We start from the raw sequence: 19,930 nt of genomic DNA on the forward strand, positions 1-19,930 counted from the left end.
GATCGCTCGGTCACGGAGGCCGTGACCGAGCGATCCGGCCCGCGAAAGATGTCAGGCCACTGCGGAATTCGACACGAAACCGGAGATCGGCGTCACCACGGGCTTCTCCGCACGACCGGCCGATTCCGTCACCGACCGCACGAAGTTACCGGCCTCGGCGATCGCACGCCGGCTCTCGGGAAGACTGTCGGCGAAGATCGGGAACGCGTGCACCTGGTGTCGCCACACGTGCAGGTCGCAGTTCACGCCGGCCTCCCGCACGGCCCGAGCCATGGATTCGGCGTCGCTGCGCAGCAATTCGTCGTGGCCGGCGTGGATCATCACCGGCGGAAGCACACTGAGGTCGTTGTCCAGCGGGCATATCAGCGGCCCGGGCTCCCCGTCGACGGTCAGCCGGGTGTGGGTGCCCTCGATGTACCGTACGAGCGACTGCACGGCCGATCCCGGGAACATCGGGCACGCCGACCGCATGTCGTGTTCGGCGCGCCGATCCGGGTCGAGATCGACGAGCGGGGAGAGTGCGACGATCCCCGCCGGGCGGGGCAGATCGGACTCCGCGATCGCCAGGGCGGTCATGAATGCCAGATATCCACCGGCGGAATCGCCTGCGATGACGATGTCCTCCCCCCGGTAACCCTTCTCGCGCAACCACTCGTAACCGCGTACGGCATCGTCCACCGCATGGGCGATGGGAGCATTCGGCAGCATCCGGTAGTCGACGCTGAGAACCGCGCCGTCCGCGCGATCCGACAGGCTCACGGCGAGTGAGCGGTGGGTGTTCAGGCCGCACATGAGAAATGCGCCACCGTGCAGGTACAGCACCGCGCGCTTGGTCGACCGTCCCTCCGCTCGGATCCACTCGGCACTACACGAGCCCAGGTCGACGTTCACGTACTGCGCTCCGGAGGGCTTGGGCAGCAAGGACGCAGCGCCGTCGACGACCGACAGGGGCCACGCGAGGTCCGGCCGGGCCATCCATGCCCCCACCACCGGCTTCGCGAGCGCACGTATCGCGCCCCGCACGACCCGCGAGCGCACGCTACCTCCACGATGGGTGCGGCTGACACCTCCACACTCACCGGCATCGTCGATCTGCGAAGACAGCACTGGAACCTCCTGTGGATCACCCCACGAAACTCGTCGATTTCTTTCGCCTTACTCAGCGTGGTACTGCGGTTTACCCACAGTTGTCCGGGATCGAAACACCCGGCCCGGGCGACGGACCGGGGACTCGGGGGGGCGACCGTACTCGGGCGGGATCCGTTTACCTGCCCGGGCCGGGAGGTAACCAGCGCGTATGTCTACCGAGACCACGGTGTCCCTGTGGCGGGATCGCGCCCCGCAGACCGCGACGTACGACGACTGGACGACCCGCCGGGAGCGCTACGACGTCGTGGTCGTCGGTGCCGGGATCACGGGTACCGTGACAGCTCTGCTTCTCGCGGAGCGCGGACTTCGCGTCGCGGTCGTCGAGGCCCGGGACATCGGGGCCGTGACCACCGGGAACACCACCGGTAAGGTGAGCGTGCTGCAAGGAACGCGCCTGTCGCAGATCGGCCGCAGGCATTCCGGCGCGATACGTCAGGGTTATGTGGACGGCACTCTCGCGGCGCAACGATGGATCGTCGACTTCTGCACGCAGCACGGACTCGACTTCGACCGCGCGGACGCCTACACCTACGCACAGGACCCGTCGAACGTGAGCATGATCGACGCGGAGCACCACCACTGCCGCGCCGCCGGACTGCCGGCAGAACGGGTCGGCGAGATCCCGCTCCCCTTCGATGTGGCCGCCGCGGTCATGATCCCCGATCAGGTCCAGATCGACCCCATGCCCCTCCTGGTCACGACGGTCGATCGGGCACGCACGGCCGGGGCGGAGGTGTTCGTCGGGCGTCGCGTGAAGACCGTGGACACCGAGAACGCGAGATGCATCGTCCGGACCGACGACGGCGATGTCCGCGCCGATCGCGTGGTACTCGCGACCGGCATCCCCATCCTGGACCGCGGGGCGTTCTTCGCCCGCATGGAGCCCGACCGCTCGTACTCCATCGCGGTCGAGGTGCCCGGCGGTCCTCCGGAGGGAATGTTCCTGTCCGCCGACAGTCCCACCAGGTCGCTCCGCACCGCCTCCGCGGCGGGCACGTCCGCGTCGGCGGATCGCCTGCTGCTCGTCGGCGGGAACGGGCACGTGGTGGGCCGGCACGATTCGGCCCGCGCCGCCTACGACGACCTGCTGCGATGGAGCCAGCGGACGTTCCCCGGAGCCCGCGAGCTGTACCGCTGGTCGGCGCAGGACTACACGAACATGGACAGCCTGCCCGAGGTCGGGCCGATCCTGCCCGGCGCCGACAGGATCTGGGTGGCGACCGGCTTCGGCAAGTGGGGAATGACCGGCGGCGTCGCGGCGGCCCACATCATCGCGTCCCGGTTCTCGGAGTCGCCGGATCCCGAGGTCGAGGCGTGGGCTCCTGCCATGGCGGCCTGGCGCACCGAACTGGTGACCGGAGCGCCCACGGCCGCACGCCTCAACGCCACCGTCGCGCTGCACATGGCGAAGGGCTGGTGGCAGGCCGTGACGTCCTCGGGCTCGGAACCCGGGGAAGGACAGGGGCGGGTGGTGCGCAGCTGCGGGCGACCCGTCGGAATCTCCACGGTCGACGGTCGGACCCACCGCGTGAGCGCGGTCTGCCCGCACCTCGGCGGCATCCTGCGGTGGAACGACGCAGAGTCGTCATGGGACTGCCCGCTCCACGGCTCCCGGTTCGCCGCCGACGGCGGCCGGTTGGAGGGTCCGGCGACCGGCGACCTCTCCCCCAGGTGAAGCCGAAGGTGAAACCGGAGGTGAAAGCCCGCGTTTGGCTCCCGGACCGGCCGGGTATCCGACCGCACCGAGAAAGGATCACACGACCATGAGTTCCGCCGATGGGGCACGACTGTCCGGACTGACCGTCGCAATTCTCGCGACGAACGGAGTCGAGGAGGTCGAGCTCGTCGAGCCGCGCCAGGCACTCGAGAGTGAGGGCGCCACCGTCCGGCTCGTCTCTATCGAGCAGGGCGAGATCCAGGCCATGGAGAAGGACGTCCACGCCGCGGGGAAGTACATCGTCGATCGCCTCGTCTCCGAGGTGTCTCCCGACGACTTCGACGGTCTGGTCCTTCCCGGGGGCACCACGAATCCCGACCACCTGCGGCAGGACGACAGTGCCGTCTCCTTCGTGCGGGAATTCGTCATGTCCGGGCGTCCCGTCGGCGTGATCTGCCACGGACCGTGGACGCTCGTCGAGGCCGACGTGGTGCGCGACCGCACGCTCACGTCGTATCCGAGCGTGCGGACCGACATCCGCAACGCCGGCGGAAACGTCGTCGATCAGGAGGTGGTCGTCGATCGCAACCTCGTGTCGAGCCGCAATCCGGGCGACCTGCCGGCCTTCTGCAAGGCTCTGATCGATCTCTTCGCCGCGCGCCGCGCAGGCTGAATCCCCTTCCGTTCCCGGGCTGCGACCACGGAGGTCGCAGTCGTTCCCCTCTGCCTTCCGAAAGGACCTCGACGATGCTCGAGCAGAACCCCGTTTCCGGCGTCACCATCTCGTCCTCCGCGACCCTCCCCCAGGGCGTGCGATTCAGTACCGCAGAGATCAAGAAGCGTATCGACGAGATGTTCGACAACTCGGCGGCGCCCGTGGCGAGCGAGAACTGACATCTCGGAAACCTGCTGTCGGAAGGCTCGCATCCGCTGTCGCGGTTTGCGGTACCCGACCCGCCTTGATAGCAAGAAGTGGTCGATTTCGAAATGTGGGGTTGGTTCGCCGTGAGGCATTGCACGAAGGCGGGATTATGAACGAGCCGCACTCCGACGATTTCGTCGTGGTCGCCAATCGCTTGCCGGTCGATCTGGAGACGCCTGCCGATGGCAGCCCACCGGTGTGGCGGCGCAGCCCCGGTGGTCTGGTGACCGCGATGGAGACGGTCCTCCGTTCCAGCGGCGGCGCGTGGGTCGGATGGCCCGGCACCCCCGACGTAGCCCTCGAGCCCTTCGAGGAGGACGGGCTCTCCCTGTATCCGGTCGAGCTGTCCGCGCAGGAAGTGGAGGAGTACTACGAGGGCTTCTCGAACGACACCCTGTGGCCTCTCTACCACGATGCACTCATCCCCCCGACTTTCGATCGCCGCTGGTGGCGCACGTATCGCGACGTCAACAAGCGGTTCGCCGAGGCCGCGGCCCGCGCTGCGGCCCCCGGGGCGACGGTGTGGGTGCACGACTACCAGCTCCAGCTCGTCCCCAGGATGCTGCGCGACCTCCGGCCCGACCTCACCATCGGGTTCTTCCTCCACATCCCCTTCCCTCCCACCGAACTCTTCCTGCAGTTGCCGTGGCGCACGGCGATCGTCGACGGTTTGCTCGGTGCCGATCTCGTCGGCTTCCACCTTCCCGGTGGAGCACAGAACTTCGTCTATCTCGCGAACCGGCTCTTCGGGCTCCCGGCACCGCGCGGAACCTCGTCCGGCGGGACCGTCGATCTCGGCGACCGGAAGGTTCGTGTCGGCGCCTACCCGATCTCCATCGATTCTGCTCACCTCCGGGATCGCTCGCGCGAGAAGGCCATCCGCGATCGTGCTGCGGAGATCCGCAGGGATCTGGGCGATCCGGAGGTCATGCTGCTCGGCGTCGACCGTCTCGACTACACCAAGGGGATCGACGTCCGCCTCGAAGCACTGCACGAACTCTTCGCCGAGGGAACTCTCGATCCCGAGAAGGTCGTGATGGTGCAGTTGGCCACTCCGAGTCGTGAACGGTTGACGGCGTACGCGCAACTCCGCGACCAGGTGGAGCGCGAAGTGGGCCGGATCAACGGCGAGTTCGCACGTCTCGGATCACCGGTGGTCCACTATCTCCACTCCTCGGTCGACCGCGACGAGTTGCTCGCGATGTACACCGGCGCCGACGTCATGCTGGTCACTCCTCTGCGCGACGGCATGAACCTCGTCGCGAAAGAGTTCATCGCCTGCCACGGCGACGGTAGCGGCTCGTTGGTGCTCAGCGAATTCGCCGGAGCTGCAGCGGAACTGCGTCGCGCCCTCCTCGTCAACCCGCACGACCTCGAAGGAGTCAAGCGCGCGATCGTGGAGGCGATCGAGGAGGATCCCGCCGAACGCATGCGGCGCATGAAGACCATGCACGCCCACGTGATGGAGCACGACGTCGCCCGATGGTCGCGCACTTTCCTCGAGGATCTGCAGGCTGCCTCGGGTGCCCGCGTCGGCGTCTCCGGCAGTTGATCGCGGTCCCTCTCCGGTGCGTACCGGAGAGGGACCCATACCCGGCTCCCGGGCCCGAAGGACCGCAGGACCTACCGACTCGGCTGCGGCACCTCGCACTCGACCTCGGGGTTGACGCCCACATAGTTGAGCGGCCCCGCCACGACCGTGACCGCCACCGTCGCAAGACTGCTGCAGTTCTGGTCCGAGTCGCCGAAGTAGCCGCGCTGACCGGCCGCCACCGCGCCGATGATCAACCAGACCAGGACCACGAGACTCAACAATCGCACGATCTCACCTCGATCCGTACCACACGCCGGACCGTCCGGCCGGGTAGCCATACCCGCGACGGAAACCGAACAAACGCACCGAGAACCACGATCCGGTCATACCGGATGTGCCGATGGGATTCCGGAAGGTTCCGGCGCGAACCCCGGGCCGAGAGATCGCGTGATCGCTTCATGCCCGATTGAGCGGTGCGGTCCGGGGTACTCGAAGGTCGAGTCGCACCCGACACTGCGTCGGCCCGGTGCGCGCACGTGTGCCTTTCGACGTGAGGAGAGCCGAACCATGACCCAGGATGTGGAGAAACGCTGGAACGACCCCCGCACGGCCCGTAAGGCGACGGGTTACGCGGTCGGCGTGATCGCAGTGGCACTCGCGCTGATGGGTGTCGCCATCCTCTGGGGTACGAATTCCGGGCAGGACTGCACGGATGCGGCCTTCGCGGTCTGCACCGATCCCGCCCGCCGGATCCTGGTCTTCGGCCCCACCCTCGTCCTGCTTCTCGGCGGACTCGGGGCACTGCTGACGGCCTACCGCACCTGGAAGCGTGGGGGGCGCTGGCCGATCTGGCAGGGCGCGGGATGGGCGCTTCTGGTCCTGATGGTCGCCTACGCCACCATCTCCGTCCGCGCCGTCATCTGAGCCCGCCCCGTCCCCTCCGACCACCGCAGACCACGACTCCCACGAGAACGAACTCGCTGGACAACAGCATATTTCGGTCCACTCCTCCCACCGTGACGGGTTTATCCCCCTTCCCGCACGGGAATACTGCTGTGGTGAAGATCGCGATGGTTGCGGGACAAGTGAATCCCCTGCTCGGTCATGCTGCGCCCGCGAGCGCGCCGCCCGGAGGACTGCATGTCCATCTCGACGGGCTGTCCTCTGCCCTCTCTGCGGCCGGCCACGAGGTCGTGGTGTACACGCGCCGCGAGGACAGCACCGGTCCCGACCGGATCTCGACCCCCGGCGGATACGAGGTGGTGCAGATACCGGCAGGGCCGCTGTCCCCGCTGCATCCCGACGAAACAGCTTCCGCTATGGGTGAATTCGGCACCTTCCTGGATCGGGAATGGCGCGTGCACCCACCCGATATCACGCACGCCCACTACTGGCTGTCGGGTCTGGCCACCCAGCTCGCCACCCGGTCACTGGGCATTCCCACGGTCCAGACGTTCCACTCACTGGGCACGGTCGAACAACGGATCCGGGAGAAGCCTTCGACGGATACACACTCACGGGATCGAATCCGCTTGGAGCGACTCATCGCCCGAGGCGCGACACGCATGATCGCGACGAGCTCGGACGAAGTCTTCGAACTGGCACGCATGGGACTTCCGCGCACGCGCACCACGGTGGTCCCGAGTGGAGTGGACGCCGCACACTCCTGCACCGCCGCCGCTCCCGACACCACCCGGACCCGCCGGCATCGGCTCGTCTCCGCCGGCCCTCTCGAACCGGGTTCCGGATTCGACACCGTCATCGACGCTCTGGCCGGTGTTCCCGATACCGAACTGGTCATCGCCGCACATCCCGCTCCCGCCTACGTGTCACGCCGATCCGACGAGCAGGAGAAGTCCCGTCTCACGAAGCTCGCGCGTGCGCGCGGAGTGCACGGACGCGTTCGGATCCGGCACGACGTCGGCCGGGACGAGATGCCCGCACTGCTCCGCTCCGCCGATGCCGTGGTGTCGACCCCCTGGCACGACCCGTCCGGGATGCTCGCCCTGCAGGCGATGGCATGTGGTCGTCCGGTGATCGCGTCGGCCTCCGGAGGAATGCTCGACACGGTTCTCGACGACGCCACGGGCATTCTCGTGCCCACCCGCTCCCCCGAGGCCGTCGCTGCGGCCGCGCGCCGGCTCCTCGCCGATGCCACGACGCGCGCAACCTTCGGGATCGCCGGACGCGACCGCGTACTGGCCCGATACACCTGGGATCGCGTGGCCGAGGACACCCTTCGGGCCTACGAGCGGTGCGTACCTGTCCGGCGCACTGCACACCGGACCGCACGGACCGGTGTGCAGTAGCGTCCGGTAGGGACGCCGGAACGATCAGCGACGGTGGTCCTGATCGTTCCGGTGGGCGCCCGCACGGCCGGCGTCGTCGATCCGCCCCTCACCTGTGGGCACACCGTTCGGGACCTGGCCCGACGAACCGGCCGTGCGCGGAGTCGATTCCGCGCGGTGGCCGGCCGACCCGGCACGCTCTGCCGAACGGGGATCCAGCTCTTCTGCCCGGCGACGACGTTCGTCGAGTTCGGCCCGGGCGGCGTCGGCCGTGTGCCGCTCCTCTTCGGACCGGGCACGCAGACGCTCCGCTTCGGCCGCCTTCGCTTCGGCTTCCGCCGCGGCGCGACGGGCTTCCGCTTCCGTACGTTCGGCCGACGCGGCCCGCTGCTCGACTCCCGGCCTGTTCTCCTCGACGCTGCGACGCAGCCGCTCGGCTTCGGCGCGCCGACGCTCGGCCCGCCGGTTGCGGAGCGTCCACACCAGCACCGCAAGCAGCACCAACGCGACGACCACCGCTATCACCAGCAGAATCCAGTCGTTCGTGCTCATCTCGACCTCCTCGGGTTCATCAGCGGGTTCCCCGGGGTCGAAGCGACGAAACGGGCAGGTCGAGCCGAACGGCACAGGACGGACCGGCCTCGAACGGAACCGTTGCCGCCCGGGTGTCCCGAACGGCAACGGTATGGAGGGGCGTGGCGGATTGCGGGCCACGCCGTGTGGTCGACTCTCCCGACCTCTTACGTCACAGGAGCGACCGCAGCGAGCGCTGCTTCGCGTGTCCTACAGGCCTTGGCCGCGAGGTCCGCGTCGGCGATCCGGAGAAGCCGTTCCACGGGCCGCCCGCTCAGGAGAACCCAGCGGACGTTCAGAGCACGAGCACGTTCGTCGAGATCGTCGAAGACCGACAACCCGGCCGCACCGAAGAACTCGACGGCCGCGAGGTCCACGACCATACGGACCGCCTCTTCGAGCTGTCGGTGCGTGAATGCGTGCAGAGCGTGTGCGTTACGGATGTCGATCTCGCCTCGCACACCGACCCAGACCAGATCCGGTTCGATCCGCTGAGCGCTGAACTCCGCCCCGACGACCCGCTCTGCAGGGATATCGGATCTGATCGGCCGAGCCGACCATGCGGATGCGGCAGGATCTACCTGTGCGGCAATTCGCTGAGGAACTGTCATAGCACTTCCCAACATCGAAAATTTCAGGAAGCGCGACCGACGAGACAGGCACAGCCGGTGATCGATCGGAACCCTCCCGTTACGGGTGGCGCTTCCGGGTTCTCGGCTGTGTGCTCAACCTTCTTTCCCGACAGTAGTCCACCAACCGTCGGCGCTCAACAGGTCGATCGTGCATTTCGGGCGGATCGCCGGCACCTGCGCAGGTCACAGCAGATGGATTGAATTCGCGGTATCTGGGTAATCTCTCCGACGACGACCAGACAGACACGACCCGCTCACCCCACCCCCGTACTGGAGACACAAGGCTCATGGCAAAATCCGCGTCGATCGAATCGGCACGCGACCACACTCCCCCGGTAGTCGAATTGCGAGTGGAAGCCCACCCCGATCAGCTCGCGGTCCTCCGCGCGGTAGCCGCCGCGATCGCGCTGCAGCACGACTTCGACCTCGATACCGTGGCGGACGTGAAGCTCGCTGTCGACGAAGCGGCCACGCGGCTGATCATGGGCGCGCCCGAGGACGCGATCCTGGCGTGCTCCTTCCGGGCGGCCCTCCCGCTACTGCACATCAGCCTGTCGGCACCGACGGAGGACGCCTCCGCTATCGGACAGCCGCGATCCTTCGGATGGCACGTGCTCAACTCGTTGACCGAGTCCATCTCGGTGACCAGCAACGACTCGCGCGCCACGATCGACATGTCCATCGCCGAAGGCAGCGCCGATCGGTGACGCGCAACACGGGTAGGTCGAGCGACGAATACGCCGACGTCACCGAAACTCTCAGAACACTCCTTGCGCTCGACGAGGACGACCCCGGTCGTATCCGCATTCGCGACGAAGTGGTCGCCCGGTGCCTTCCGCTCGCCGAGCACATCGCCCGTCGTTTCGACGGCCGCGGTGAGGCGTTCGAAGACCTCTTGCAGGTCGCGCGTCTGGGCCTGGTCAACGCAGTCGACCGCTTCGACCCCGAACGAGGTTCGGATTTCGTCTCTTTCGCGGTCCCCACGATCATGGGCGAGGTGCGTCGGCACTTTCGTGATGCCGGCTGGGCCGTTCGTGTGCCCAGGCGGATGAAGGAACTGCACCTGTCCCTGAGCAAGGCCACATCCGAGCTCTCCCAGCAGCTCGGCCGGGCGCCCACCGCCTCCGAACTCGCCGAGGAACTCGGCATCGAGCAGGAGGAGGTGCTGCAGGGTCTCGTCGCCGGCAACGCCTATCAGACGGTGTCGGTCGACCGGTCGTCCCCGTCCGGCGACGACGGGCTCACCCTCGCCGACACGCTGGGCGACTACGACGCCGCACTCGACGAGGTCGAGAACCACGAGGCGCTGAGACCACTGCTCGAGGCCCTTCCTGCAAGGGAGCGCACGGTCGTCCTGCTGCGCTTCTTCGGCAACATGACGCAGACGCAGATCGCCGAGCGAGTGGGTGTCTCGCAGATGCACGTGTCGCGTCTGCTCACGAAGACCCTCGCGCAGCTGCGCGAGCAACTCGGCGACAACTTCTGACGGGGTCGACGTCCCGGGTCTGCACCCGGGACGTCGACCGTCGCCCGAACGTGATGCTCAGAATGTCGAGGCGTCGATCACGAAGCGATAGCGCACGTCGCTGGCCACGACGCGGTCGTACGCCTCGTCGATCCGGTCCGCCGAGATCAGTTCGATCTCCGCACCGATGCCGTGTTCGGCGCAGAAGTCGAGCATCGCCTGCGTATCGGGAATGCCGCCGACATTCGATCCGGCCATCGCGCGATCGTTCATCGCCAGGGAGAATGCCCGCACCGACAGCGGCTTCTCCGGCAGCCCCAGGCCGACGAGGGTGCCGTGCAGCCGCAGCAACGACAGGTAGCGGTCGAGGTCGAGGTTGACCGAGACGGTGTTGAGGATCAGGTCGAACTTCCCGCGGAGCTCCGAGAACGTCTCCGGGACCTCGGTGGATCGATAGTCGACCGCACCGAATCGCAGGCCGTCCTCCCTCTTCGACAACGAATGGCCGAGCACGGTCACCTCCGCGCCCATCGCCGCCGCGATCTTCACACCGACGTGTCCGAGGCCGCCCATCCCGATGATCGCGACCCTGCTCCCCGGACCCGCGTTCCACCGCTTCAGCGGCGAGTACAGGGTGATCCCCGCGCACAGCAACGGTGCTGCGGCAGCCGGATCGAGCCCGTCCGGGATCCGCAGGACGAAATGTTCGGTGACGACGATGTGCGTCGAGTAGCCGCCCTGGGTGACGGTGCCGTCGCGGTCGACGGAGTTGTAGGTCCCCGTGGCACGAGCGGTGCAGTGTTGTTCGAAACCCGTTCGGCAGGGGTCGCATTCGCCGCACGAATCGACGAAGCAGCCCACGCCCACCCGGTCGCCGACGGCGTGGCGAGTGACCTCGGGACCGACCGCGGCCACGGTGCCGACGATCTCGTGCCCCGGCACGATCGGGTACTTGGTTCCGCCCCACTCGTTCCGCGCGGTGTGGATGTCCGAATGACAGATGCCGGCGAACTCGATGGCGATGAGCACGTCGAGCGGGCCGAGGGCACGCCGTTCGACGGTGGTCTTCGACAGAGGCGCATCGGGCGCGGTGGCGGCGTAGGCGGCGACGGTGGTCGTACCGGTGGTGGACGTCATCCCTCCACAACTACTCCACCTCACGACGACATGCACCCGCGGTAGTTCCCGCGGGTGCATGTCGTCGATACGGTTCCGCTCTCCGGCCCGGTGCGCCGCCCGGCGACCTAGTCGGCCGACTGCGCCGCCCGGCGGCGCAGTCGGCGGGCTGCCGCGACGAGATTGCGCAGCGACGGTTCGAGCTGCCAGTGGTGACGGGTCTTGAGGCCGCCGTCCGGGTTGGCCCACAACCGGTCCAGTTCCACCGATTCGGCCGCTTCGGTGAGCAGCTCGTCCAGTTCGTCGATGTCCGGGATCCGCGCCGACCGCGACTCGTAGACGCCGGGGCCGACACCGTGGGACAGCGCGCGGTCCTTGATCGCCTCGAGCACCCAGCGGATCGAGCGCGTCGCCACGATCGCCGTGACGTCGGCATCGAGCCGTTCGATCGCGTCGACCACCGACGTCTGACCCGAGTAGGTCAGGTGCGTATGGATCTGCGTCTCCGGCTTCGCACCACCGGTCGCGAGACGGAAGGCATCGACCGCCCAGTCGAGGTACTCGGCGCGCCCGTCCTGCCGCAGCGGCAGCAGTTCCCGGATGGCCGGTTCGTCGACCTGGATGATCGCGATTCCCGCCCGCTCGAGATCGGCGATCTCGTCACGGATGGCCAGCGCGAGCTGATCGGCCGTCTCGTGGAGCGGTTGATCCTGACGCACGTACGAGCGCGCCAGCATCGTCACCGGGCCGGTGAGCATGCCCTTGACCGGCTTGTCGGTCAGCGACTGCGCGAACGCGATCCACTCGACCGTCATCGACTTCGGGCGCACGATGTCTCCGTAGAGGATCGGCGGACGCGTGCAGCGTGAACCGTAGGCCTGCACCCAACCGAAGTGCGTGGTGGCGAAGCCCTCCATCAACTCCGCGAAGTACTGCACCATGTCGTTGCGTTCGTGCTCGCCGTGGACGAGGACGTCGAGACCGATGTTCTCCTGCAGACGGATGGTGGACTCGATCTCCTCCTGGATCCGCTTGACGTACTCGTCGTACGACATGCGACCACGACCGAGTTCTGCTCGCGCCCTGCGGATCTCCGCGGTCTGCGGAAACGACCCGAGGGTGGTCGCCGGCACCGGCGGAAGATTCAGGCGCTCGCTCTGTGCGACCTGCCGCTCCTCGTACGGCGCGCGCACCCGATGGGCGGGTGTGACCGCATTGAGACGCGCACGCACGGTGTGCTTCTGCTTGAAGTGCACCGACACGGGCGGCTTGCGCCAACGCTCCTCTGCTCCGGTCGTGAGCGCCTTGGCGAGGGAGACCACCTCCCCCACCTTCTGCTTCGCGAAGGCGAGACGATCGGCCACGTCTCCGGGGATGTCGTACTCGACGAGCACGTCGTAGGGCACGTGCAGCAGCGAGCACGAGGTCGACACGACGAGATCCGGTGCGACGGCGGCGATCGACTTCAGGTACTCGAGCGTGCGGTGGCGGTCGGCCTTCCACACGTTGCGGCCGTCGACGACCCCGGCGTAGATGCGTTTGCGCTTCAACCCGGGAACGGCGGTCAGTTCGGCCGCGCCGATGCGTCCGTTGACGAGGTCCAGGCCGATCGCCTCGACCTTCGACGCGGCCAGGATCGGCAGCGCCTCACCGAGATGCCCGTACGGGCCGGTGACGAGCAGACGCGGCCGCAGCGGAGCGTGCGAGAGCACGTCGTAGGCCCGCGCGAGGGCTGCGAGCTCCTCTTCCCTGCGGTCCTCGGTGAACGACGGCTCGTCGAGCTGCACGCAGGTCGCGCCGGCCCGCGCGAGCTGCTCGAAGAGCTTCTCGTACTCGGGGAGCAGTGCATCGAGCAGGTCGAGGGTGCGGAAACCCTCCTTCGTCGAGGTCGGCGCGACCTTCGACAGCAACAGCAGCGAGACCGGGCCGAGCACCACCGGCCGCAGTTCGACGCCCTCGGCCTTCGCGCGCTCGAACTCGTCGAGCACTGCCGCCGAGTTCAACCCGAAGACGGTGTTCTCGTCGAGTTCGGGCTGGCGGTAGTGGTAGTTGCTGCCGAACCAGCGCACCAGCTCGAGCGGCGGGAAGTCCTCGCGTCCGCGGCAGAGTGTGAAGTACAGATCGAGCGGGTCGAGCTCGTCGACCAGCGGACGGAACCGCTCGGGCAGCGCCCCGAACAACAGGGCGTTGTCGAGGACGTGGTCGTAGTAGGAGAACGTGTTGCCGGGTACCTGGGTCAGACCCGTGGCTGCGAGCTCGCGCCAGGTGTTCTCCTGGAGCTCGCGAGCGACCGCGACGAGTTCGTCCCGCGTGCCCTCACCGTGCCAGTAGGCCTCGAGGGCGAACTTGAGCTCGCGGCGGGGTCCGATGCGCGGGTACCCGAGGATGCTGGATCCGTATCCGTCGGCAGGAGTTGCCATGTCGGCGTCGACCTTTCCCTCATGCACACCGCGCCCGTGCACCGGTGACCAGTGCGGACACTGTCTCCGGGCACGGGCGCCGTGTGCGGTGGTGCTACCTGGCTAGCCGGCCTTCTTGACCGTGCGGCCGTTGTCGGCGTACTCGTAGAAGCCGGCGCCCGACTTCTTGCCGACGAGTCCCGCCTCGACCATGCGCTGCAGCAGCGGCGGTGCCGAGTACAGGGGCTCCTTGAACTCCTCGTACATGGAGTCGGCGATCGACTTGACGGTGTCCAGACCGACGAGGTCGGTCAGGGCGAGCGGACCCATCGGGTGGGCGCAGCCCAGGACCATCGTCTTGTCGATGTCCTCCTTGGTGGCGAAGCCGGACTCGACCATCCGGATCGCCGAGAGCAGGTACGGCACCAGCAGTGCGTTGGCGATGAAACCTGCGCGATCGGAGGACCGCACGACCTGCTTGCCCAGTACGTCGGCGGCGAAGGCCTCGGCGCGCTTGGAGACGGTGGGGCCGGTCTTCAGGGTGGTGACGAGCTCGACGAGCGGGAGCACCGGCACGGGGTTGAAGAAGTGCATGCCGATGACACGCTCGGGGGCGCGGGTGGCGATACCGAGCTTCATGATCGGGATCGACGAGGTGTTCGAGGCGAGCACCGCGTTGGGATCGGTGACGATCTTGTCGAGCTCGGCGAAGATCTCGCTCTTGACCTTCTCGTCCTCGACGACGGCCTCCACGACGAGCTGCCGATCGGCGAAGTCACCGAGATCGGAGGTGAAGCGCAGACGCCATGCGGCCTGCTCACGCTCCCGTTCGGTGATCTTGCCGCTGCTGACACCCCGGTCGAGCGACCGGAGGATGCGGGCGCGTCCTGCAGCCGCGAGTTCGCGGGTCTGCTCGAACACCAGTACGTCGACATGAGCGCGTGCGCACACCTCGGCGATACCTGCGCCCATGATGCCGGCGCCGATCACGCCGACGCGCTGAATCTTTTCGCTGGTCACGTCAGCTCCTTCTCGTTGTGGGGGTCGTGGCCGAGGGTCGTCGGTGCACGGGGAAACGCATCGAGGGTGTGCCCATCGGAGCATCGAACCGCTCCAGATGCGCACACACCCCGCGGCGAGACATGGGGACCTGTGGATCCCGCCGCGGGGTGGTGGCCTCTTCGGTGGCGCTTGTTCCTAGTGGAACTGGCCTTCCTCGGTGGAGCCCTTCAGGGCAGCCGTGGAGGTGTTGGGATCGACGGTGGTGGCGATGCTGTCGAAGTAGCCGGCACCGACCTCACGCTGGTGCTTGATGGCGGTGAAGCCGCGCTCCTTGGCCGCCTTGAACTCGCGCTCCTGCAGGTCGACGAAGGCCGTCATGCCCTCGCGGGCGTAGCCGTGGGCCAGGTCGAACATGCCGTAGTTGAGCGAGTGGAAGCCGGCGAGGGTGATGAACTGGAACTTGAAGCCCATCGCGCCGAGCTCCTTCTGGAACTTCGCGATGGTCGCGTCGTCCAGGTGAGCCTTCCAGTTGAAGGACGGCGAGCAGTTGTAGGCGAGCAGCTGATCCGGGAACTCGCTGCGAACGGCCTCGGCGAACTTCTTCGCGACCTCGAGGTCCGGCACGCCGGTCTCCATCCAGATGAGATCGGAGTACGGAGCGTAGGCCTTCGCACGGGCGATGCAGGGCTCGATGCCGTTCTTGACGCCGAAGAAGCCTTCGGCGGTGCGGGTGCCGTCGAGGAACTCGCGGTCGCGCTCGTCCACATCGGAGGTGATGAGGGTCGCGGCCTCGGCGTCGGTACGGGCGATGACGACCGTGGGGACGTCGGCGACGTCGGCCGCGAGGCGAGCCGAGGTCAGGGTGCGGATGTGCTGCTGCGTGGGGATGAGCACCTTGCCACCGAGGTGACCGCACTTCTTCTCCGAAGCGAGCTGGTCCTCCCAGTGCGAACCGGCGACGCCGGCCGCGATCATGGCCTTCTGCAGCTCGTAGACGTTGAGGGCGCCACCGAAGCCGGCCTCACCGTCGGCGACGATCGGGGCGAGCCAGTTCTCGACGGAGGTGTCGCCCTCGACCTTGGCGATCTCGTCGGCGCGCAGCAGCGCGTTGTTGATGCGGCGCACGACCTGCGGAACCGAGTTCGCCGGGTACAGCGACTGGTCCGGGTAGGTGTGGCCCGAGAGGTTGGCATCGCCGGCGACCTGCCAGCCGGACAGGTAGATGGCCTTCAGGCCGGCGCGGACCTGCTGGACGGCCTGGTTACCCGTGAGGGCACCGAGCGAGTTGATGTAGTCCTCGTTGTTGACGAGATCCCACAGGATCTCGGAACCGCGGCGGGCGAGGGTGGCTTCCTCGACGACGGTGCCCTGCAGCTTGGCGACCTGCTCGGCGGTGTAGTTGCGGGTGACCCCCTTCCAGCGCGGATTGGTGTCCCAATCCTTCTGGATCTCTTCTGCAGTCCTCGGGGTGCCGGTGGTCGACATCAAATCTCCACTCTCTAGATCTGCCCCGCTCGGGATGAAGCAGTACGCCTGTACGACTTCACATCCTTTGCGTGCCGTTCGGATGTACAAGAACGACAATGGCACACTCCAAAAACCCCGTCTACCTGTTGCTAATGCCAATCTCGGTTATTTTCGAAGCAGGCATTGCAAATTTTGCTAATCGATGGCCGGTCCAACTACCCGAATCGGGCACAGGTTTATTACCCGCGAGTAGTAACTACCTCGGGTTTTGCCGCCCCCTCCCGTACGCCGACGTCGGGACGTAGTGCTCCGCCGAATCACCCACCGGCGGACAGATCGGACAGCCGCCTGTGACCGCCTTCACAAGAGGTGGTATGCCCTCGCGATGCCCATTGACCCCTCGAATCCCACCCGTAACATGTCTCCGGCCGGATCGGGGCCGGCGCGTCGCACTGCTCGGCCTGTCCGGCCCCGGTCGAACAGCCCCCGAACACGAGGAGTCGACATTCTCTCGAGTACGTCGCGGTCGATCATCGAAGCGACCCTGCCGGTGGTCGGAGCCGAGATCGGCACGATCTCACGTGTCTTCTACAACCGGCTCTTCCGTGCCGTCCCCTCCCTGCGGGACATCTTCAACCGCACCAACCAGGCCGACGGCGCCCAGCAACGGGCCCTCGCCGACTCGGTGGCCGCCTTCGCATCGCTGCTCGTCAGCCATGCGCCGACCGACATCGATCCGATCATGGAGCGGATCGCGGCCAAGCACGCCTCCCTCGGCGTGCGGGCCGTGCACTACGAGATCGTGCGAACCCACCTCTTCGCCGCGATAGCCGAGGTGCTCGGCGCGGCCGTCACACCGCAGGTCGCCGTGGCCTGGCACGAGGTGTACACGTTGATGGCGAATTCTCTGGTGGAGCAGGAGACGAAGCTGTACCGGCAGGCCGGCGTCGCGCCCGGCGACATCTGGCGCCGGGTGGTCGTCACCGAGCACGAATACGACGGTGCGCATGCGGCCACCCTCCACCTCCGCTCCGTCGACGGCGGGCCACTGCCGGCCTTCCTTCCGGGGCAGTACATCTCGGTGCGGGTCGCGCTCTCCGACGGGACCGAGCAGATCCGCCAGTACACGGTGTTCCCGGGCAGGACGAGCGGTGAGTGGGCGGTGACCGTCAAGCGCGTACCGGGCGGACTCGTCTCCCCGGTGCTGTGCGACGGCCTGCGGTCCGGCGACCGCCTCCTCGTGTCGCCGCCCTTCGGCAGCGTGGTGGTCGACTCGGGCAGCGAACCGCTGCTGCTCGTCTCGGCGGGCGTGGGCGTGACCATGACCGTCGCTGCGCTGCGCGACCTCCAGTCCCGCCACGACGGCCGGAGCGTCGACGTCGTCCACCTCGACCGCACCCCCTACGAGCAACCGCATCGGACCGAGATCCGGACCCTGGTCGACTCGCTGCCGAACGCCCGACTCCACGTGCGCTACACCGAATACGACGAGATCCGTAGCGGCGGACGAACCCCCCTGTCCGGCTTGGCGATTCCGGGCGACGCCTGCACCTACGTGTGCGGTCCGATCCCGTTCATGCGCGCGATCCGCACCGACCTCGTCGCCTCCGGTGTGGCTCCGGCGTCGATCCGGTTCGAGGCGTTCGCGCCCGGTTCGTGGTTCGGCCTCGAAGCGCCACCGGCCCCCGTCGATTAACATGCTGCAAACGTCACCTTGCGAAGGCTGCAAGGCAGTTCTACCCTGGGCGAATGGCCAAGACCTATGTAGGCGCCCGGCTGCGGCAGCTACGCACCGAGCGAGGACTCAGCCAAGCGGCGCTCGCCAAGACCCTCGAGATCTCCGCAAGCTATCTCAATCAGATCGAGCACGACGTCCGGCCCCTGACCGTGCCCGTCCTGCTCCGCATCAGCGAGGTCTTCGGGGTGGACGCCACCTTCTTCTCCTCGCAGGACGATACGCGCCTGATCGCCGAAATGCGGGAGGTCGCGCTCGACCGGGAGATGGGCATCGAGGCCGACGCCCAGGAGATCGCCGAGATGGTCGCCGCCCACCCCACCCTCGCGCGGGCGATGGTCAACCTGCACCGACGCTTCCGCAACACCACCGCACAACTCGCCGTCGCCACCGAGGAGCGGTACAGCGACGGAAGCGGCAGCGGCGCGATCACGATGCCGCACGAAGAGGTACGCGACTACTTCTACCAGCGACAGAACTACCTGCACGATCTCGACACCGCCGCCGAGGAACTGGCCAACCGCATCCGTTTCCACCGCGGCGATGTCGGCGGCGAGATCGCCCGACGCCTGACCACGGCCCACGACGTGCAGATCGTCAAGCGCATCGACCTCGGCGAGAACATCCTGCACCGCTACGACCCCGAGACCCGCGTCCTCGAGGTCGCGCCGCAACTGTCCGGTGGCCAGCAGGTGTTCAAGCTGGCCATCGAACTCGCATATCTGGAGTGCGGAGAGCTCATCGACCGTCTCGTCGCGGAGGGCTCGTTCACCAGCGATCCCTCGCGAGCACTGGCCCGGCTGGGGCTCGCCAACTACTGGGCGGCCGCGTTGATCCTGCCGTACACGCAGTTCCACGAGATCGCCGAGGACTTCCGGTACGACGTCGAGCGCCTGTCGGCCTTCTACGGCGTCAGCTACGAGACGGTCGCGCACCGGCTCTCGACCCTGCAACGCCCGAAACTGCGGGGTGTCCCGTTCTCGTTCGTCCGCGTCGACCGCGCCGGGAACATGTCGAAGCGGCAGTCCGCCACCGGTTTCCACTTCTCCACGAGCGGCGGCACGTGCCCGCTGTGGAACGTCTACGAGACCTTCGCCTATCCCGGCAAGATCATGACGCAGATCGCGCAGATGCCCGACGGTCGTCGCTATCTGTGGGTCGCGCGCACCGTCGAACGTCGCGCCGCGCGGTACGGTCAGCCGTCGAAGACGTTCGCGATCGGGCTCGGGTGCGAACTGCGGCACGCGCATCGTCTCGTCTACGCCGACGGTCTCGACCTCGACGACTCCAATCCCGGTACGCCGATCGGCTCGGGTTGCCGCGTGTGCGAGCGGATGAACTGCCCGCAGCGGGCGTTCCCACCCCTCGGCAAGGAGATCGACATCAACGAGCACCGCTCGTCGGTCTCGCCGTATCTGGTGCGTTGAGCGTCGGTAGGCTCGTCGCATGGCACGCACCCCCGACGCGATAGGCGCGAAGGCACTCGAGTTCCTGTCCGAGTACCACCTCGCGACGCTTACGACCCTCCGCAAGGACGGCTCGCCGCACGTCGTCGCCGTCGGGTTCACGTGGGACGCGGAGGCCGGCCTCGCCCGCGTCATCACCTTCGAAGGTTCGCAGAAGACGCTCAACGTCGAGCGCGGCGGTTACGCCGTCGTCAGCCAGGTCGACGGCGGACGCTGGCTCACCCTCGAGGGACCGGCCCGCGTGACGCGCGAGCCCACCGACGTCCGCGAAGGCGAGCGTCGCTACGCCGCCCGCTACCGCGAGCCCCGCGCCAATCCCCGCCGCGTCGTCATCGAAATCGCGGTCGAGCGCGTGATGGGCTCGGTTCTCGAACCCTCCTGACCCATCCGCTACGGAATTCGCCATTCGCTACGGAAATACGCTGGTTGTCAGGATGTTCGTGAGACGCCTGGCAACCAGCGTGGGGATCGGAACACACCAATGATCGACATCCCTGTTGGACGGACCCGCACCGGCAAACGCGC

The 19,930-nt window shown here is 67.4% G+C and carries 19 protein-coding genes; 11 read left to right on the forward strand and 8 right to left on the reverse strand.

Annotated features, from left to right (window positions below):
* Nucleotides 1–51: 51 nt before the first annotated feature.
* Complete coding sequence (locus PV766_RS15655; protein ID WP_421097347.1) at nucleotides 52–1,107, reverse strand: alpha/beta hydrolase; 1,056 nt, start codon at nucleotides 1,105–1,107, stop codon at nucleotides 52–54.
* A 190-nt stretch (nucleotides 1,108–1,297) separates the two neighbouring features.
* Here PV766_RS15655 and PV766_RS15660 point away from each other — a divergent pair, with 190 nt between their 5' ends.
* The 4 genes from PV766_RS15660 (at nucleotide 1,298) to PV766_RS15675 (ending at nucleotide 5,280) form a co-directional block, all read left to right on the forward strand.
* Entirely contained in the window at nucleotides 1,298–2,824 is a 1,527-nt protein-coding gene (locus PV766_RS15660; protein WP_421097348.1) for an FAD-dependent oxidoreductase, read from the forward strand.
* Nucleotides 2,825–2,912: 88 nt separating this feature from the next.
* The gene (locus PV766_RS15665; protein ID WP_421097349.1) at nucleotides 2,913–3,479 is read left to right on the forward strand and encodes a type 1 glutamine amidotransferase domain-containing protein; all 567 of its coding nucleotides are present in this window, start codon (nucleotides 2,913–2,915) and stop codon (nucleotides 3,477–3,479) included.
* A 74-nt stretch (nucleotides 3,480–3,553) separates the two neighbouring features.
* A complete protein-coding gene (locus PV766_RS15670) occupies nucleotides 3,554–3,700 on the forward strand; it encodes a hypothetical protein (RefSeq protein WP_016931993.1) in 147 nt (48 codons plus the stop codon).
* A gap of 137 nt (nucleotides 3,701–3,837) precedes the next feature.
* Complete coding sequence (locus PV766_RS15675) at nucleotides 3,838–5,280, forward strand: alpha,alpha-trehalose-phosphate synthase (UDP-forming) (RefSeq protein ID WP_129977441.1); 1,443 nt, start codon at nucleotides 3,838–3,840, stop codon at nucleotides 5,278–5,280.
* A 71-nt stretch (nucleotides 5,281–5,351) separates the two neighbouring features.
* On the opposite strand, the gene PV766_RS15680 is transcribed toward PV766_RS15675, so the two are convergent.
* Nucleotides 5,352–5,600, reverse strand: coding sequence for a hypothetical protein (locus PV766_RS15680; RefSeq protein WP_129977442.1), 249 nt, complete (start codon nucleotides 5,598–5,600; stop codon nucleotides 5,352–5,354).
* A 229-nt stretch (nucleotides 5,601–5,829) separates the two neighbouring features.
* On the opposite strand from PV766_RS15680, the gene PV766_RS15685 reads away from it, so the two are divergent.
* Together PV766_RS15685 and PV766_RS15690 are read left to right on the forward strand one after the other, a co-directional pair.
* The gene (locus PV766_RS15685) at nucleotides 5,830–6,186 is read left to right on the forward strand and encodes a hypothetical protein (RefSeq protein ID WP_016931990.1); all 357 of its coding nucleotides are present in this window, start codon (nucleotides 5,830–5,832) and stop codon (nucleotides 6,184–6,186) included.
* 131 nt (nucleotides 6,187–6,317) lie between these two features.
* A complete protein-coding gene (locus PV766_RS15690) occupies nucleotides 6,318–7,571 on the forward strand; it encodes a glycosyltransferase (protein WP_421097350.1) in 1,254 nt (417 codons plus the stop codon).
* 24 nt (nucleotides 7,572–7,595) lie between these two features.
* Here the strand turns inward: PV766_RS15690 and PV766_RS15695 are convergent, their stop codons facing one another.
* Both PV766_RS15695 and PV766_RS15700 read right to left on the reverse strand, forming a co-directional pair.
* Nucleotides 7,596–8,102 (reverse strand): hypothetical protein, encoded by a 507-nt coding sequence (locus tag PV766_RS15695; RefSeq protein WP_371053363.1) that lies wholly within the window; start codon nucleotides 8,100–8,102, stop codon nucleotides 7,596–7,598.
* A 188-nt stretch (nucleotides 8,103–8,290) separates the two neighbouring features.
* Complete coding sequence (locus PV766_RS15700; protein ID WP_129977448.1) at nucleotides 8,291–8,734, reverse strand: STAS domain-containing protein; 444 nt, start codon at nucleotides 8,732–8,734, stop codon at nucleotides 8,291–8,293.
* 308 nt (nucleotides 8,735–9,042) lie between these two features.
* Between PV766_RS15700 and PV766_RS15705 the strand changes: the two genes are divergently transcribed.
* A complete protein-coding gene (locus PV766_RS15705) occupies nucleotides 9,043–9,462 on the forward strand; it encodes an ATP-binding protein (protein WP_026002807.1) in 420 nt (139 codons plus the stop codon).
* The gene (locus PV766_RS15710) at nucleotides 9,459–10,241 is read left to right on the forward strand and encodes a SigB/SigF/SigG family RNA polymerase sigma factor (RefSeq protein WP_016931985.1); all 783 of its coding nucleotides are present in this window, start codon (nucleotides 9,459–9,461) and stop codon (nucleotides 10,239–10,241) included. Before PV766_RS15705 ends, PV766_RS15710 begins: the two co-directional genes overlap by 4 nt.
* A gap of 57 nt (nucleotides 10,242–10,298) precedes the next feature.
* Here the strand turns inward: PV766_RS15710 and PV766_RS15715 are convergent, their stop codons facing one another.
* From PV766_RS15715 to aceA, 4 genes are all read right to left on the reverse strand, one after another.
* Nucleotides 10,299–11,357, reverse strand: coding sequence for an NAD(P)-dependent alcohol dehydrogenase (locus PV766_RS15715; RefSeq protein ID WP_421097351.1), 1,059 nt, complete (start codon nucleotides 11,355–11,357; stop codon nucleotides 10,299–10,301).
* 107 nt (nucleotides 11,358–11,464) lie between these two features.
* The gene (gene metE, locus PV766_RS15720; RefSeq protein WP_421097352.1) at nucleotides 11,465–13,756 is read right to left on the reverse strand and encodes a 5-methyltetrahydropteroyltriglutamate--homocysteine S-methyltransferase; all 2,292 of its coding nucleotides are present in this window, start codon (nucleotides 13,754–13,756) and stop codon (nucleotides 11,465–11,467) included.
* Nucleotides 13,757–13,858: 102 nt separating this feature from the next.
* On the reverse strand, nucleotides 13,859–14,755 hold the full coding sequence (locus PV766_RS15725) for a 3-hydroxybutyryl-CoA dehydrogenase (RefSeq protein WP_016931982.1): 897 nt from the start codon (nucleotides 14,753–14,755) through the stop codon (nucleotides 13,859–13,861).
* Nucleotides 14,756–14,932: 177 nt separating this feature from the next.
* Nucleotides 14,933–16,222 (reverse strand): isocitrate lyase, encoded by a 1,290-nt coding sequence (aceA, locus tag PV766_RS15730; protein WP_016931981.1) that lies wholly within the window; start codon nucleotides 16,220–16,222, stop codon nucleotides 14,933–14,935.
* 532 nt (nucleotides 16,223–16,754) lie between these two features.
* Between aceA and PV766_RS15735 the strand changes: the two genes are divergently transcribed.
* Genes PV766_RS15735 through PV766_RS15745 form a run of 3 tightly spaced genes read left to right on the forward strand, consistent with a single transcriptional unit; the run spans nucleotide 16,755 to nucleotide 19,787 of the window.
* Nucleotides 16,755–17,900, forward strand: a complete 1,146-nt coding sequence (locus tag PV766_RS15735) for a globin domain-containing protein (protein ID WP_421097353.1) — start codon at nucleotides 16,755–16,757, stop codon at nucleotides 17,898–17,900.
* Between the two features lie 53 nt (nucleotides 17,901–17,953).
* Complete coding sequence (gene ramB / locus PV766_RS15740) at nucleotides 17,954–19,366, forward strand: acetate metabolism transcriptional regulator RamB (RefSeq protein WP_016931979.1); 1,413 nt, start codon at nucleotides 17,954–17,956, stop codon at nucleotides 19,364–19,366.
* A gap of 19 nt (nucleotides 19,367–19,385) precedes the next feature.
* Nucleotides 19,386–19,787: a PPOX class F420-dependent oxidoreductase gene (locus PV766_RS15745; RefSeq protein ID WP_421097354.1), complete on the forward strand. Its 402-nt coding sequence runs from the start codon at nucleotides 19,386–19,388 to the stop codon at nucleotides 19,785–19,787.
* Nucleotides 19,788–19,930 lie beyond the last annotated feature (143 nt).

It is taken from the genome of Rhodococcus sp. As11 (genome assembly GCF_048957735.1).
Taxonomy (GTDB): domain Bacteria; phylum Actinomycetota; class Actinomycetes; order Mycobacteriales; family Mycobacteriaceae; genus Rhodococcus; species Rhodococcus gordoniae.